Genomic DNA, 12,836 nt, shown 5'->3' on the forward strand with positions numbered 1-12,836 from the left:
AGTGCGGCAATAAATAGGTGCTTTCAATCTGTGGCTCGGCGATAGGAGGTGAGCAGGTCGGCCGGCACCTCGAAGAATTGGAGTCTGCCTTTGAGCGGTACAAAGGGCAGGGGCTGTGGGTCGCGCAGCACGAAAGCTTTCTGGCCCATGTACCAAGGCGAGTCGCTGGTATCGACGCTATCAACCAGCTCCACAGAGCCGATGATGCCGCCGCGATTCAGCTCCTCGAAGCGCGGCATGTAAGCGACTCCGCGCTCAACGGCGTACCGGTAGGCGAAGGCGTATTCGTCCTTCGTCATGCCCTTGGCCGCATGCACAAGGAAGCGGCCTCGGTGTTTCGTATGCCACGACCTATTTTCGACGTCCTTGCCACAATAGACGATGAGAAACGCCCAGGGCTGTCGAATGCTCAATGCTTTCATGATGGCTCCAGCACCTTGCGAATAGGCGTAGACGCAGCAACGTCAGGAAGCGCGTTGTTGTCCCTCAGGAACTTCTCTGCCAATTGGCGAAGCTGGTTGCCGCCCGCATCGCGGCGCTCTATCAGGTTGTCGTCTGGGTTGCGCACGCCCTCGATCTGCTCACGCTTGACGCCAAGCACGTCGGAAACGATCGGGTCACTGCCTTCGTCCGACACTAGGAAGTACGCCATCACGGGCTCAGTCTGGCCGTCACGGTGAACCCTGCCGATGCACTGCTCGTGAACGCCCGGCGACCAATCCAGCTCGCCGAACACTGGCGTGCTGCAAACATGCTGCAGCCCATCAATACCAGCCCCAGCGCGCAAGCTGATCAGCATTACGCGGCTCGCGCCGCTGACAAAGGAGTCTTTGGCGGCCTGTTTTTGGTTGGGCGACTCGCTGCCGGTGTACATGACCGGGTTGTAGTCGGCCAGCGCTTCGGACCAGATGCGGTACACGTCGCGGTGCCAGCCGAACAGCAGAACCTGCTGGCCACTTTCCAGCAGCAGCTTGACGAATTCGGCTACATAAGGCGCTTTGGCCACGCCAGTTGCGTGACGCACCAACGAATCAAGCTCGCCAGCGGCCTGCATCTTCTGGCCCCGGTAGCTCTCATTTGCCGACATGATGGTCTTGGCCAGCGCCACAGCATCACCGGTGATGCCCGCCAGTACAGAGCTGTCAGATTCGATCTCGTGTGAGATTTTCGACAGCTCAGGCAGCTCGCGCCCCACCTCTTTACGGGTACGGCGCAGCATGACCCCCTCGCGTCGCAAGTAGCCGCCGAACAGTTCGGAATCCTTCAGCTTGGGTTTTTCGCCGCCACCACCAATGCACCACTCCCGCAGGAACTCGTCATAACCGCCCAGCGCATCGGGGATCAGAGGATTTACGACGTGATAGAACTCCGAGCCGTAGTTATAGATAGGCGTTGCCGTCAAACCCATCCGCAGGCGGGAATGCGCGGCCAGGTGACTGCATGCCCGGTGAATCTCGCTGTCTGGGTTGCGCAGCTGCTGGCATTCCTCGAAAACGGTGTATTGAACGATCTCGGCCAGGACTTCGGCCCAGCAGCGCAGCTTGTGGTAACTCACCAGGATCACGTCCGGCAGGGTGTCCCACAGATCCGTCACGCGCTGGCGCGGCTGTTTGGTCAGCGGGTATGGTTGGCCCTTGCGAATGTGATGCACGCGCAGGTTAGGGGCGAACTCGGCCAGCTTCTCGGGCCAGTGATTGGGCAGCGCAGCGGGATACACGACAACGGCAGGCAGGTTTGCCGGAACAGCCATGGGGCATATACCCGTCACTGTTTTGCCCAGACCAAGGTCATCGGCCACCAGCAATCCGCCACGGATCTCCAGCTGCGCGGCCGCATATCGCTGGTACTCGCGCGGGGGCTTGGCCAGTTCAAATGCCGGGAGGGGCAACCGTCCGGCCACCAGGTCGGCCAGACTGGTTTCCATATGCACATGCTCGGCGGCCTTGACGCCCAACATTGACGAAACGTCAGGCTCCAGGTGCATCGGGTAGCGAGACAGGAACCACAGCAGCTCCCGGCTATTCTCTGGGCTGGCCAGCAGCTGGATCACGTCAGCAGCACCTTGCGGCATGCGGGGAAACACGCGCTTGAGCCGCGCCCGTACTTGGGGCTCACATTTTACGTGCCAGCGCCGACCATCGAACCGCACCTCGCCGAAGTTTAGAGCTGTCACAGGGATTGCCTCGCCAGTCGAATCATTTGAAAGGGTTTGTCCTGCCATGTTGGCTTAGCCACAAGATTGGTTTCAGCCCAGCGGGGAGTGCCCGCCAGGATCACGCCCTTGACGTCTGGCAGGCTGATATAGCGATCGACCTGGCCAAGCGCCTCGGACATCGAGCCCGCAATCTTGACCTCAATTACGATCCCGCCCACCCAAAAGTCCGCGCGGTTTTGAGCGTTCAAGATTCGCTCCCGCTCAAACGCAAACCCGTGATCTTCCAGTACCTTGGCAAGCGACTCGTGGAGCCGAACCTCGCTGCTGTAACGGTATGCATAGCGGGATAAGTGGTTGGCGATCGCGTTTAGTGTGATACGGACCTCAGATGCGACTGCGGCCTTTGGCTTGGTATTTGTCATAAATCCTCTTTGGCCGAGCAGGCCGACGGGGAGAAAGGCCTATTGCTGGCTTTCAAAAAGCGGCTTTTGCGCTGCCTTGCACTGTCGAGGACCGTGCGGCATGGGCTTCTTTTTCTCGACCTCAACGGCTGCTAGTCGGGCTTTCTTGGCGGTGGGCGTGGCCTTGGCCACCTTGATCCGGAGCCGACGGAACATCTTTTCAAACTGCTCGGGGTGCTCGTGCTCGAGGTCGCTCGGTAGATCGCTGTCTTCGTCGTTGATGCGTTTGCGGATGATCTGGCGTGTGGTCGCGCTGATTGCTGCAGCTCGCGAAAAGAAGCGGCGGCCGGTGACAGGCGACCGCCACACAAGGGCCATCTCGGCTACTTGATATGTCATTTAGTGATCCAGAAAGTAGAAGCGCCAGGCCGGTGTGAGCGGGCTGGCGCCGGGTTATCGCGGAGGCGCATGGAGAGTTATGGGTGGAATATTTCCAGCGCCAGGCGTGCATTGATGCCGCCCAGCGGAATGGCGACTAGCAGGCCCTTTACGGAGAAGATTCCCCAGGGCGCCCCACTCGATTCCGCCTTGCTGGCGGCGCGCTGGATCAATTCGATTAGGTCTGAGGAGGACACGGCCTAAGCGGCCTCTGACTGGGCGACGGGCTCGACCAGCTGGCTGCCTCGAAAGCGATACCGTGGTTTTTCCGGCGCCGGATCTGGATCCGGTGCTGGCACCGGCCCTGGAGCTGGAGCTGGAGCAGCATCCTGTTTTGTCCATTCCGGCAGGGTGATTTCAATGCCTTCGACTCGCGTCGGCATGATCATGCCAATAAAACGCCCCGGCTCAATTGTCGAGCTGCTGATGCGCACGATCGAGCCAGACTTGGGCCGAACGTCTCTGTGTGCATACAGGCGTTTCCGCCGGACTTTCCCTCGCAAAGCATCTCTGCCGCTGCAACGAATTGCCCGAGCTTGGTGTGTCCGAAGTAGGGTTCACCAGGCGGCGGAGCTTCTGGCTCCGACTCGCTCGCTACCGATCGTTTTGGTATGACGCGGCGCCAGTCTGGGAACTTTCCGTCGATAATCTCGCTTGCGTCAGAGAAGAACGACATCGGATCAAACGGCGGCACGTCTTGACCGCAAGCCAGAACTTGGCAGTTCTTCATGATCAGCAGGCGATCAACCGGTATCAGCATTTTGCGCTTGCCCTTTATTGCGCTCACCATCCGCTTCGTTGGGCGGGCCACGATCAATTCGTTATGGCCGTCTGCAATCCATCCGTCCGGATCGTCAATGGCGCCAAATACGTGGCCGTCAGTGGCAACAACCACTATTCCGCCAGCAGGGTTTCGCTGAATGCAGATCCCGTTTAGGTAATAGCGGACGTCGTTTTTGGCGGCAAAGTTGTCGATTGCGGCAAAAATTCGCGGGGTAACTCGAGCGAGAGGCTCCATGGGAACTCCTTTTTAATTTTGTCTGGCCAGTGCGCGGATAGTTGGTGCGTAGCGGCGCGATATAGGGATTTGGAAGTTGTCGCCCGTGGCTAGAAGGCCGGCACCCTTGACTCTCTCTACGGAGGTAATGGGGCGCGCCGCCAGATAGGACCGGTGAGTTGCAACAAGCCCCGGATGGGCATCTTTCAGAGCTTTCAGCGTGGTGAGGTGGCTCATCAGGTACTCCTGACCGCCATCGTCAAAGCCGACGACATATTTGCTGTCAGCTTTGAAGTAGCAGAAGGCGCTCAGGGGTAGCTGCTGCGGCTTGCCCCGGCCTCTTGTGCATGTGATTCCGTCCATTTGTTTCATCCATAAGAAAGGGCGCCTATTGGCGCCCTTGTCGTTGGCGGGTGGGTTAAAGGACTTCGCGCGAACCGTCGGTGTGCATCGGAGATACCACTCTGGCCGCTTCAAGCGTTTCCATGAGGCGCGCGGCACGGTTGTAGCCGATCAACAATTTGCGCTGTAGGGAGCTCACTGAGGCGCGGCGTGATTCGCGGACGAAAGCTACTGCGCCAGCGTAAAGCGGGTCGACGTCATCATCGGAATCTTTCTGCTTGGCTCCAGGGAAGTGCAGGGTTGCCGTCAGCCCATCCTTCATGCCTAGCAGCTTAGTAACGTCGATCCCTTCGTCAGCGGAGGCCAATGGCTCGCGGGGTTGCTGCTCTCCGAGCCCTTGCGGAATTTCTTCGCCGCCCAGAGCTTCGAGCAGGGCCGGCACAAACTCGCGAAAGGTAAGCATCATCAGAACGAAGCTGGCCACTTGTTGGCCCAGGGCATCATCGCCACCGTCTTGCTCGGCCTGATCCCGCAGCAGATCTTCGAAGGCCAGGCGTCGGATGGTCATCCGGTCATCGAGCACAAAGCGCAGCTTGTCCTCCCAGGCCATGGATAGCTGGGTGACAACCTTGCCGCTGCTCAGGCATAGCTGAATCTCGTCGCTAGTCAGGTCTTGCCGGCGCGCCGCGATGGTGCCGCCATCCTCGTGGGTGTCGCTGAGCTTCGCCTCATCCAGCACGAAGAACTTGTCGGCCGCCTTCTGCGTCTTGAGCCAGTCGGTCATGGAGCTCGCTGGAGCCAATTTTGTCGTGATCGGGCGCACCGGCAGCGAGCCGATAACCTCACGCAACGTAGACAGCAGATCCTCGGCGCGGCCAGGGTGAAAAGCGTCGATGTAGATCAGGCCGGACTTGGTGTCGATCGCCGCATACGTGGCCTTGCGGCGAATGAAGGCGCGCGGCAGAAACGCTTGGATGATTTCATCCTTGATCTGGTCGCGCTCTTTTTTGTAAACCTTTCGGCCCTGGTCGGCTTCGATCTGCTCAACCTTCTCGGCCACGGCTTCGCGGACAACGCTTCCGGGAAGGATGCGCTCCTCTTTGCGGGTGGCGATCAGTAGGAAGTCCCCGCTGATCTGAACCAGCGGAGCGTCTTCGCCCTTGCCGAATGGAGCGATAAATCCGTAGGTGCTCAGCTCTTGGCTTGCACATGGGCGGGCAGGCTTGCTGCGCAGCGCCACTTCCAGCGGATGCTCGGCCAACTCATCATCGCCGCCGGCCTTGATACCCTGAACAAAAGCAGAGATCTCTTGCGTGATCCGATAAATCAGTAAGTTGCGAAACCACATATCGGTAATGCTCCAAAAATCAACAACGCCCGCTCGGCGGGCTATCAAAGGGCGCCCGCTCGGCGGGCCACCCTAAAAGCACAAGACTCAAGCCACAGGGCTCACTACACCTTTGCGAGGCGGCCGCCGATGAACGGGCTCGAGCACGACGAGGCGACGGAGACGTACAAATCGAACAGGCCGGCGTTCGAGCCGTAGCCATAATAGCCACCGTGGTAAGCCACAGCATTGGCGTAGGACCAGGTGTAACAGCGATAGGCGGCGTCTTCGCGAGCGTCCTTTGTCTTCTTCGGCAGGAAGACAGCCCCGAGGTCAAACTCTTCGCCAGAGCGATCATGGCGGCGATGAATCCAGCCGTCCGGGGCGCGCGCACCAGTTGAGACGTAGCTGCCATTGCCGTTGGCGTCCCAGATCCGGTAGCGGCACTGATCGTCCGTCTGCAGGCCGTCGACCATCTGCCAGACGTTACCCCAGAGCCCGGTAATGCCACGCCAGGTGGCTTGGGCGACCAATTCAGCACTGACCGGCAGCACTCCACCGCCTTTGACGTTGCCGTCACCCAGCACGGATCGAGCATCCGCGGTGCCCAGCTCAATCAGTGCGAGCAGCTGAATTGCGCCGAGGTGGTAAATGCTCCACAGCTGAAAGCCGTCGCCGCGCTGGGCGGCAAGCTGCATGGCTGGGAAGTTGATGCGGGTCAGCGGCAGCAGATCCGGCTGAGAGCCCAGTTTTTCGCCATCAGGCGTGCCCTGGTACTTGCCGACCCAGAACCGCTCGGTGTTGGCGCCGGCCTTTTTGAAGGCTGGATGCAGGTTGAAGCCGTCTTCCGGCTGACTGGAGACCCAAACTGCTTTCTTGCCCTGGTGCTGGCCGGATTCGACTACGCCGGAGCGGTACCAGAAGGCCGGGATGCGCACCAGGTGCTGACCGTCGATGACTTCATCCGTGATAGCGGAGAATGTTTCGTGACGATCGAAGTCTGGTTTATCGATGCTGGCGCCAGCGGCGTCGATGCGCTGCCAAGGTGTGTTCTTCTTGCCAAAAATAATGCCGATGATGCCCATTGCTGATTTCCTTGCATGCGGCGGCTCCACGTCATTGCGTGGTGGCAGCTCTCTTTAGGGTGGGGGTGGTGGTCGAAGCGCCGCGGAGGCGCTCCGCTATGCGGCTAATGCTTTGCTGGCGCCTTTCGGTCGCGAGCGAATGCAATCTGGTTTTCTTGGGTAATGCGACGAAGCGTCCCTAGGCTGATATCAAGATCGAGCGCTGCCCGCTTCCGGGTATATCCGGCAGCTGCAAGCTTTCGCGCCGCCTCGGACATTGCGTTTCTCTCGCTCCGCCTTGCCTTGATATTCGCTGCAGTAGCTCTCTCTGTGGAGGGAGCCTTATCGAAGGTCGGCGCGGCGACTTGTCGCCTTGGATTATCAGTTTTGATTGTGAGCATGGCGCGAAGCAGCGCGCGACCGCTGGTTGGAAATGCTCGATCGGTGGGGGCTAGCTCTACAGCTCTCTTTCCTGACCGAAAGTAGTTGCGGGTCAGTCGCTCGAGATCAGAGCGGTGCTCGTTTTTTAGATTTATTTGTCCGGCCAACAATTTTGTTTCCTCCAACTCGGGCTCTTAGGGGTATGAGTCGTCGAAGCAGCCGTGCGGCCTGACGATCCATGTCCTGAAACCTCCCGGGTGGTAGCTGCGCTTCGGCGATTGCGCAAACTACGCGGCAAGCCTGTCATTTCGGTCATTGGCAGCCGTTTAATCGCCGAGCGGTGAAGTTATTGCCTATGCCCCTTGAAGCCAATGCATAGGTGCAAAAGGTATATCGTCGTCGAAACTATCGAAGTCAGGCGGGACGCCACCTTGGTTCTGCTGAGGCGGTTGTTGCGCCCTCGGCTGCGCGCTGCTTTGCCTTGGCTGTTGACGTGCTGCGCCTTCCTGAGGGTGCGGTTGGCGTGGCTGGCTACCTTCTGGACGACCACCCAGTAGCTGCATGGTTCCTTGCATGTCCACGACGATTTCCGTTGTGTAACGCTTGATGCCGTCTTTTTCCCATTCGCGGGTTTGCAGTTTTCCTTCGATGTAGACCTGCGAGCCTTTGCGAAGGTACTCGCCAGCGATCTCGGCGACCTTGCCGAACATTGAGACCCTATGCCATTCAGTCTTTTCGACTTTCTGGCCGGTTTGTTTGTCGGTCCACTGTTCGCTGGTCGCCAGACTCAGGTTGGTCACGGCGTTACCGTTAGGCAAGTAGCGAACTTCTGGATCCTGGCCGCAAGTGCCCACCAGGATGACTTTGTTAACTCCGCGAGCCATACGCCCTCCGAGAGGCGGCGAGTATCCGCCGCATTATCATTAAGCCGCTTGTTTGCGCAGCGTTTCGAGTGCGACGTCCCAGCCGCTCCAGTTATCTACGCCGGCGGCTTCCAGTGCTCGAAGCAAGACCTGATCTGCCAGAAGCTCGTCGTACAGATCGTGCGGAATGGTCACCATCTCAGGCTCGCATGGCGCCTTGATCGGCGCGGCGGCCACTGGCGAGGTTTCCGGTGCGTTGCCAAAGAAGTCGCCAACCAGTGCCGTAGGGGCATCGACCTTGTTTGCTGCTGGGGCGGTCACGGACTTGGCCACGGGTGCGGGTGTGGGTTCGACTTTGGCGGCCGGCGCAGGCTCGGCAGCCTTGGCAACGGCAGCCTCATCGGCCAGGCGCTTATTCTCGACAGCCTTCTCGTCGGCCAGTCGCTTGGCTTCAGCGTCGTCGGCGATTTTCTTCAGGCGAGCCGCTTCGATGCGGTCGTCCTCGGCCTTTTTGGCCAGCGCATTTGCTACCGCTACGCGTTCGATCTCGGCGATGCGGGCAGTCTCGGCTCTCTCAGCCTCTTCAATCCGCGCTGTGATCAGCTCGACCAGTTCGGTGTTGGGCATCGTCACCAGCTGCTGAGCATCGGCAAACAGGCGACCGTGCTGACCCGCCAGTTCGCGCAGGCTGACGAGGTTGGCGCTGATACTTTCGCCCAGGGTGGTAGCCTCGACTTTGCCGCGAGCCACCTCGGTATCGACCGCGTTCTGGATAGACTCCAGCGAGCGCTTGCCCTTGACCGCTGTCGCCAGATCGATAGTAACTTGCGGCAGGAAGATGCGACCGCCAAAGCCTGCGTTGATCGCGGCAATGTGCTGATCAAAGCCGGTCTGAGCGCCGCCGATGATCTCCTTGCGGCGCGACTCTTTCTGCGCCTTGACCAGCTTGTCCAGCGCCAGGCGGGTGGAGCGTGCCGTTTCGCTGATTTCATCCAGCGCGCTGAACAGCTCGGCAATGGTTGCGGTCTTGTCGAGCGCGTCCTGCTTGGCCTGACGGGTCTTGTCCTCGACTTCCTGGCACCACTTAACCGTCTTCTCGGCGTTGGCGAAGTCTTGATCGGTGATAAGGTTGCGATTGATCTTGCCGATGGTCTTGAGGGCGTGCTGTTTGAACTGCTCCAGGTTGCTGGCCGTGACCATGCCGGTCAGTTCGATGCTCAGTGCTGGCAGCTGATCCGGCGCCACGCCGACGACTTCGATCTTTGGCGCTGGCGGGGTGTACGTCAGCAGGTCGGCTTCGAATTGCTTCCAGCTGTCCACCAGCAGTTTGGCGCGGCCTTTGACGGCGCGATATTCCATCCACACAAGGTTTTCTTCGGTGCCGTCAGAGCAGACAAAGATGACGCGTTCGGCTTTGCTGACCAGCAGCTGCTGCTCCAACTGCCAGTAGTATTCGGCAGGCAGATCTTCGTTGCGGACGGCCTCGGCCAGCGCAAGGTTCCACATCTTGTGCTCAAACAGCGTGTCTTCCATCATGGTCATGCCGTCGAACGACGCCAGCAGCCAGTCCTGGTCGTCCGTAGCCGTCACTGGGAACAGCTCTTCACCGATCTTTGCTTCGATGATGGGGCGAGCCATTGCTTCCTGCTCGTGCCCTTTATCGAACAGCATGCGCTGAACGTAGTCGCTGACCTCGCGAGCCACGCCCGTGGCTTTCATCGCGAGCAGTTCGTTGCGTTTCATTTTCGAGGATGCGCCCATCATCACCGGTGCTTCACTGGCGGTGGGGTGGTTAGCGCGCAGATCGAGCCATTCCTCGGAGCCCTGCGCAATATTGGCGTGAATGATCATTGGTCGTTACCCTCGGTGTTGGTGACGTCAGTGGCCTCACCTTCAATAGGGCCGTTGATGTCGTTGAGTGTTCTCTTCTGCTCTTCGCTCAGGGTGTATTTCGAGCTGAGCGTGCCGATGACGTCCGCCGCTTTCTTGCGCCCCGACTGGATGCCTTGGGTGTACGTGGGGAGGTATTTGTCGAACTGTTCGCTCGGGAACGGCGGCAGGCCTTCAGGCTTTTTCGGTTCGCTGGCCTTGGCCGCTTTAGAAGACTTGTCTGCGCCCGGAGTGATATCGACTTCCATGTCCTGCTGCTCTTCAGCAACAGCCATGCCGCGCAGCACGTCAGGGAACACATCGCGCAGGGCAAAGGAGCGGGCACGCATCTGTCGCATACGCTTGGGGTATTGCTTCCACGGACCGGCCTTATCGAGCAGCCCAGCAAGCTTGGCGTCGTTCATGCTGAAAGTGCGGAACGTCTCATCATCGCCACGGCGCTTAACGGTGCAGGTAGCAGTTTCACCATCGTCCGTTTCGGTCACGTACTCGCACAACGGTGAGCTGCGCACCAGAGCGATGACAGCGTCACCCCAGAGCGATGGACGCCCGTTAATGACCGCGATGGACTGCATCGCTTGCATCGGTTGCAGGCCAAGCTCCATGCCCCACTGAACGGCCACCAGAATGTTGCCTGGGTTGCCGATAAAGTCTTTGGGGACGATGGTGGATGTGGCCAGGATATCGGCGAAGCGCAAGGCCTCGTCGAGCGACTGAGGCGAAAGGTTGAAGCTTTGCTTTACGGCTAATTCGGACATGACAATCCCTCGCCGCGCCCAGGCGCGACCTTAAGATTTACGGGTTATTGGGTAAGTTGTGAGCGGTATTGGCCCTGCATCACGGAGAATGAGTCGCCGCTATCAGTGATGAGGCCGGCGATGGCCGGTGGAATGGTGAGTAAGAGGAAGAACAGGAAGGCCTTGAGCATGCGCAGCTCCCGCCTGGTGACTAGGCCGTGAGGCGAGCCAACTCGGCGCGGCGCTCAATCCAAGCCAGGCGTCGCTGCGCGCTCTCCATCGAGCGAGCCACTGCGACCGGACGGCCATTCAACATGTCAACGATCAGCCAGGAGCTGGTGACCGGATTAGGGTTACTTCTCAGTTGGAACCGTTGCATGGCTCTAGGCCTCCAGTGCGGGCTCGACCGTCTTGGCCGTGCTGCTTTTCGTGGTTGGTGGGAGTTGAAGGCCTACAGCTGCGAACATGGCGTTCATTTGCTGTTGGTCTATGTTGTCGATCTGGCGCTCAAGCTCGGCCCGGCGGGCGAAGCTGATCTTTTTTGCGGTTGAGGCCATGACAACCAAGCCTCGGCAGAAACTCGCTTGTGAGAGCGGGCAGTGCGAAGTCGCAATCAGTGCGATCTCGCGGTCTATCAATTTGGCTGGCGTCATGGCCGTTGCTCCTGGTTGAGCGGTTAGCCTTCACAGCCCATCTGGTAATGCGAACCGCAGGCTTTGTCCTTGCAGAACAACATCAGCCGGTTGATCAGCATTGGTCGGTTGGTTTGCGGGTTCCTGCCGCGCTGCACGATCATCTGAGATCGCATCGCGCTTTTAGGGGCTTCCGTTCCGCATTGGGGGCAGCGGATAAGTTCGGTATTTTCAGGGCTATGCATGGGCTCTCTCCGGTGGGCTTCCCCTGATACGCCCGAGATAGGCGCACCGGGAAGCCGTCTGGCTTAGCGCAATACTTGCTGAGGCGTTGCTCGTTTATTTCTGGCCGCTGTTACACGCCACCTGCGGACTGGGCGATTACTTGTTCGGGCTCCAACCGTGGTCGGAGCAACAGCCAGTCGCGGTTAGTCACCCACTGGCTCTCTTGTGATCTAGGACTCTCTATGCTTCGAGTCACGCGGCGAGGCTACCGCTGTACCGTTTTGCCTTGAGGCAGGGCCATGGCTTGCTGCGGCCTTTGAAACTAAAGAGCGGTGTTGCCTTGCAGCGGCTGTTGCCTGCTGCGATGGACGAATATTAGGCGATACCTGTTTAATAGGTCAACAGGTAACACCTAATTATTTTATCCGTAGTGAAAAAAATCAGCCAATAAATAGGGGATAGCCATGAGGGGAGGGTTTTAGAGCGGGTGAGTCGGGGCGCTCGTGACGAATTTCAGGCGTGAAGGCGCCGACCGGGCGGCCAGGCGGAAGGGATTTTGGTAAGGGGCGGAAACAAAAACGCCCGCTATGAGAGCGGGCGTCCTGAGAGCTGAGCTTGGGGGATCTGCTATATAAAGATGCTTTCCGGATATCGGGCTGACACTACAGTGCCGACTATCTCCCAGCCGTCAGCGAGATCAACGCTAGGGTAGGAGGGGTTAAGTGCGCGAAGAAAGCGCATTCCGGCGTCTTCGCGCAATTGGCGGAAAGTCGTATTTGTTCCCTTTCTGGATACAACATATTGGCCGTCTCGCGGCTCTATAGTGCTGCTAACCAGGATCAACATCCCCTCAGGGAAAGAAGTCCCTTGCGGGCTAACCATCATATCTCCGCGTACTGGCACCCAGTATGCGTCAGTCCCGGCAAATATCTCTGCCGCCTGCGTCTCCAGCGGTTTCTCGCCTGTTCGATGCTTTTGTACTGCTTCCATTGCGCCCTCTACTACATCATTCCACCCGCACACGGGATACGTGAACGAGCGCTTTGAATAAGAGGGTGATTCTACAGGGCCATTAATTGATTCCTCCGTCTGTGACTTTGCCAGGCTCCGAATTTCTTCAGCGAGACGGGGCGAGAAGTCAGAAACGGGCGCGTGCAGCATTTCTGCGAATTTGGCCGCAGCTTTCGCATTTAAGGGGATCTGCCCGTTTAGGTAGTTGAAAACCGACGGCGGCGAGATACCCATGGCATCAGCCAACTTCTTTTGCGTCAGTTTCAGCGCCTTCTTTTTCGACAGGAACAGGGCGTTAAGCGCGGCGCACTCGGCGGCTTGCTCTGGTTTCAGGGTGCGTTTTGGTTTGCTCATGGTGCGGATCATAAGGCAT

16 protein-coding genes and 2 pseudogenes are annotated in these 12,836 nt (G+C 58.9%); 1 reads left to right on the forward strand and 17 read right to left on the reverse strand.

Annotation, left to right across the window (positions count from 1 at the left end; translation table 11 throughout):
* Nucleotides 1–23: 23 nt before the first annotated feature.
* The 15 genes and pseudogenes from K0F75_RS06495 to K0F75_RS06560 all read right to left on the reverse strand — a co-directional run bounded on the left by K0F75_RS06495 (nt 24) and on the right by K0F75_RS06560 (nt 10,974).
* On the reverse strand, nt 24–422 hold the full coding sequence (locus K0F75_RS06495) for an ASCH domain-containing protein (protein WP_219061038.1): 399 nt from the start codon (nt 420–422) through the stop codon (nt 24–26).
* Nucleotides 419–2,173 (reverse strand): DEAD/DEAH box helicase, encoded by a 1,755-nt coding sequence (locus K0F75_RS06500; protein WP_219061039.1) that lies wholly within the window; start codon nt 2,171–2,173, stop codon nt 419–421. The genes K0F75_RS06495 and K0F75_RS06500 overlap by 4 nt, the downstream gene beginning before the upstream one ends.
* On the reverse strand, nt 2,170–2,577 hold the full coding sequence (locus K0F75_RS06505) for a hypothetical protein (RefSeq protein WP_219061040.1): 408 nt from the start codon (nt 2,575–2,577) through the stop codon (nt 2,170–2,172). Before K0F75_RS06505 ends, K0F75_RS06500 begins: the two co-directional genes overlap by 4 nt.
* 39 nt (nt 2,578–2,616) lie before the next feature.
* Nucleotides 2,617–2,934 carry a hypothetical protein gene (locus K0F75_RS06510; RefSeq protein ID WP_219061041.1) on the reverse strand — a complete coding sequence of 106 codons (318 nt, stop codon included), beginning with the start codon at nt 2,932–2,934 and terminating at the stop codon, nt 2,617–2,619.
* 98 nt (nt 2,935–3,032) lie between these two features.
* Nucleotides 3,033–3,191 carry a hypothetical protein gene (locus K0F75_RS06515; RefSeq protein WP_219061042.1) on the reverse strand — a complete coding sequence of 53 codons (159 nt, stop codon included), beginning with the start codon at nt 3,189–3,191 and terminating at the stop codon, nt 3,033–3,035.
* 188 nt (nt 3,192–3,379) lie between these two features.
* Entirely contained in the window at nt 3,380–4,012 is a 633-nt protein-coding gene (locus K0F75_RS06520; RefSeq protein ID WP_219061043.1) for a hypothetical protein, read from the reverse strand.
* A gap of 12 nt (nt 4,013–4,024) precedes the next feature.
* Nucleotides 4,025–4,354 carry a LytTR family DNA-binding domain-containing protein gene (locus K0F75_RS06525; RefSeq protein WP_219061044.1) on the reverse strand — a complete coding sequence of 110 codons (330 nt, stop codon included), beginning with the start codon at nt 4,352–4,354 and terminating at the stop codon, nt 4,025–4,027.
* 55 nt (nt 4,355–4,409) lie between these two features.
* Nucleotides 4,410–4,589: pseudogene (locus K0F75_RS06530) on the reverse strand (DNA translocase FtsK); the annotation flags it as partial.
* Between the two features lie 135 nt (nt 4,590–4,724).
* Nucleotides 4,725–5,681 (reverse strand): annotated as a pseudogene (rdgC, locus tag K0F75_RS06535) (recombination-associated protein RdgC); the annotation flags it as partial.
* Between the two features lie 104 nt (nt 5,682–5,785).
* A complete protein-coding gene (locus tag K0F75_RS06540) occupies nt 5,786–6,745 on the reverse strand; it encodes a hypothetical protein (RefSeq protein ID WP_219061045.1) in 960 nt (319 codons plus the stop codon).
* A 713-nt stretch (nt 6,746–7,458) separates the two neighbouring features.
* A complete protein-coding gene (locus K0F75_RS06545) occupies nt 7,459–7,989 on the reverse strand; it encodes a single-stranded DNA-binding protein (RefSeq protein ID WP_219061046.1) in 531 nt (176 codons plus the stop codon).
* Nucleotides 7,990–8,028: 39 nt separating this feature from the next.
* Nucleotides 8,029–9,819, reverse strand: a complete 1,791-nt coding sequence (locus K0F75_RS06550; RefSeq protein ID WP_219061047.1) for a YqaJ viral recombinase family protein — start codon at nt 9,817–9,819, stop codon at nt 8,029–8,031.
* Complete coding sequence (locus K0F75_RS06555) at nt 9,816–10,616, reverse strand: recombinase RecT (protein ID WP_219061048.1); 801 nt, start codon at nt 10,614–10,616, stop codon at nt 9,816–9,818. Before K0F75_RS06555 ends, K0F75_RS06550 begins: the two co-directional genes overlap by 4 nt.
* 44 nt (nt 10,617–10,660) lie before the next feature.
* Nucleotides 10,661–10,786, reverse strand: coding sequence for a hypothetical protein (locus K0F75_RS25615; protein WP_257604271.1), 126 nt, complete (start codon nt 10,784–10,786; stop codon nt 10,661–10,663).
* Nucleotides 10,787–10,806: 20 nt separating this feature from the next.
* Nucleotides 10,807–10,974 carry a hypothetical protein gene (locus K0F75_RS06560; protein ID WP_169896916.1) on the reverse strand — a complete coding sequence of 56 codons (168 nt, stop codon included), beginning with the start codon at nt 10,972–10,974 and terminating at the stop codon, nt 10,807–10,809.
* On the opposite strand from K0F75_RS06560, the gene K0F75_RS06565 reads away from it, so the two are divergent.
* Nucleotides 10,973–11,146: a hypothetical protein gene (locus K0F75_RS06565; protein WP_219061049.1), complete on the forward strand. Its 174-nt coding sequence runs from the start codon at nt 10,973–10,975 to the stop codon at nt 11,144–11,146. The genes K0F75_RS06560 and K0F75_RS06565 overlap by 2 nt on opposite strands.
* A gap of 125 nt (nt 11,147–11,271) precedes the next feature.
* Here the strand turns inward: K0F75_RS06565 and K0F75_RS06570 are convergent, their stop codons facing one another.
* Nucleotides 11,272–11,472 carry a hypothetical protein gene (locus K0F75_RS06570; RefSeq protein WP_219061050.1) on the reverse strand — a complete coding sequence of 67 codons (201 nt, stop codon included), beginning with the start codon at nt 11,470–11,472 and terminating at the stop codon, nt 11,272–11,274.
* Between the two features lie 607 nt (nt 11,473–12,079).
* Nucleotides 12,080–12,829: a LexA family transcriptional regulator gene (locus K0F75_RS06575; RefSeq protein ID WP_219061051.1), complete on the reverse strand. Its 750-nt coding sequence runs from the start codon at nt 12,827–12,829 to the stop codon at nt 12,080–12,082.
* Nucleotides 12,830–12,836 lie beyond the last annotated feature (7 nt).

Origin of the sequence: Pseudomonas sp. UMAB-08 (assembly GCF_900095225.1) — a bacterium.
Lineage (GTDB): Bacteria > Pseudomonadota > Gammaproteobacteria > Pseudomonadales > Pseudomonadaceae > Aquipseudomonas.

Coding starts and splice junctions, on each gene's coding strand:
- K0F75_RS06495 (WP_219061038.1), bottom strand. CDS start 422: ATGAAAGCATTGAGCATTCGACAGCCCTGGGCGTTTCTCATCGTCTAT.
- K0F75_RS06505 (WP_219061040.1), bottom strand. CDS start 2,577: ATGACAAATACCAAGCCAAAGGCCGCAGTCGCATCTGAGGTCCGTATC.
- K0F75_RS06510 (WP_219061041.1), bottom strand. CDS start 2,934: ATGGCCCTTGTGTGGCGGTCGCCTGTCACCGGCCGCCGCTTCTTTTCG.
- K0F75_RS06520 (WP_219061043.1), bottom strand. CDS start 4,012: ATGGAGCCTCTCGCTCGAGTTACCCCGCGAATTTTTGCCGCAATCGAC.
- K0F75_RS06525 (WP_219061044.1), bottom strand. CDS start 4,354: ATGGACGGAATCACATGCACAAGAGGCCGGGGCAAGCCGCAGCAGCTA.
- K0F75_RS06540 (WP_219061045.1), bottom strand. CDS start 6,745: ATGGGCATCATCGGCATTATTTTTGGCAAGAAGAACACACCTTGGCAG.
- K0F75_RS06545 (WP_219061046.1), bottom strand. CDS start 7,989: ATGGCTCGCGGAGTTAACAAAGTCATCCTGGTGGGCACTTGCGGCCAG.
- K0F75_RS06550 (WP_219061047.1), bottom strand. CDS start 9,819: ATGATCATTCACGCCAATATTGCGCAGGGCTCCGAGGAATGGCTCGAT.
- K0F75_RS06555 (WP_219061048.1), bottom strand. CDS start 10,616: ATGTCCGAATTAGCCGTAAAGCAAAGCTTCAACCTTTCGCCTCAGTCG.
- K0F75_RS25615 (WP_257604271.1), bottom strand. CDS start 10,786: ATGCTCAAGGCCTTCCTGTTCTTCCTCTTACTCACCATTCCACCGGCC.
- K0F75_RS06565 (WP_219061049.1), top strand. CDS start 10,973: ATGGCTCTAGGCCTCCAGTGCGGGCTCGACCGTCTTGGCCGTGCTGCT.
- K0F75_RS06560 (WP_169896916.1), bottom strand. CDS start 10,974: ATGCAACGGTTCCAACTGAGAAGTAACCCTAATCCGGTCACCAGCTCC.
- K0F75_RS06570 (WP_219061050.1), bottom strand. CDS start 11,472: ATGCATAGCCCTGAAAATACCGAACTTATCCGCTGCCCCCAATGCGGA.
- K0F75_RS06575 (WP_219061051.1), bottom strand. CDS start 12,829: ATGATCCGCACCATGAGCAAACCAAAACGCACCCTGAAACCAGAGCAA.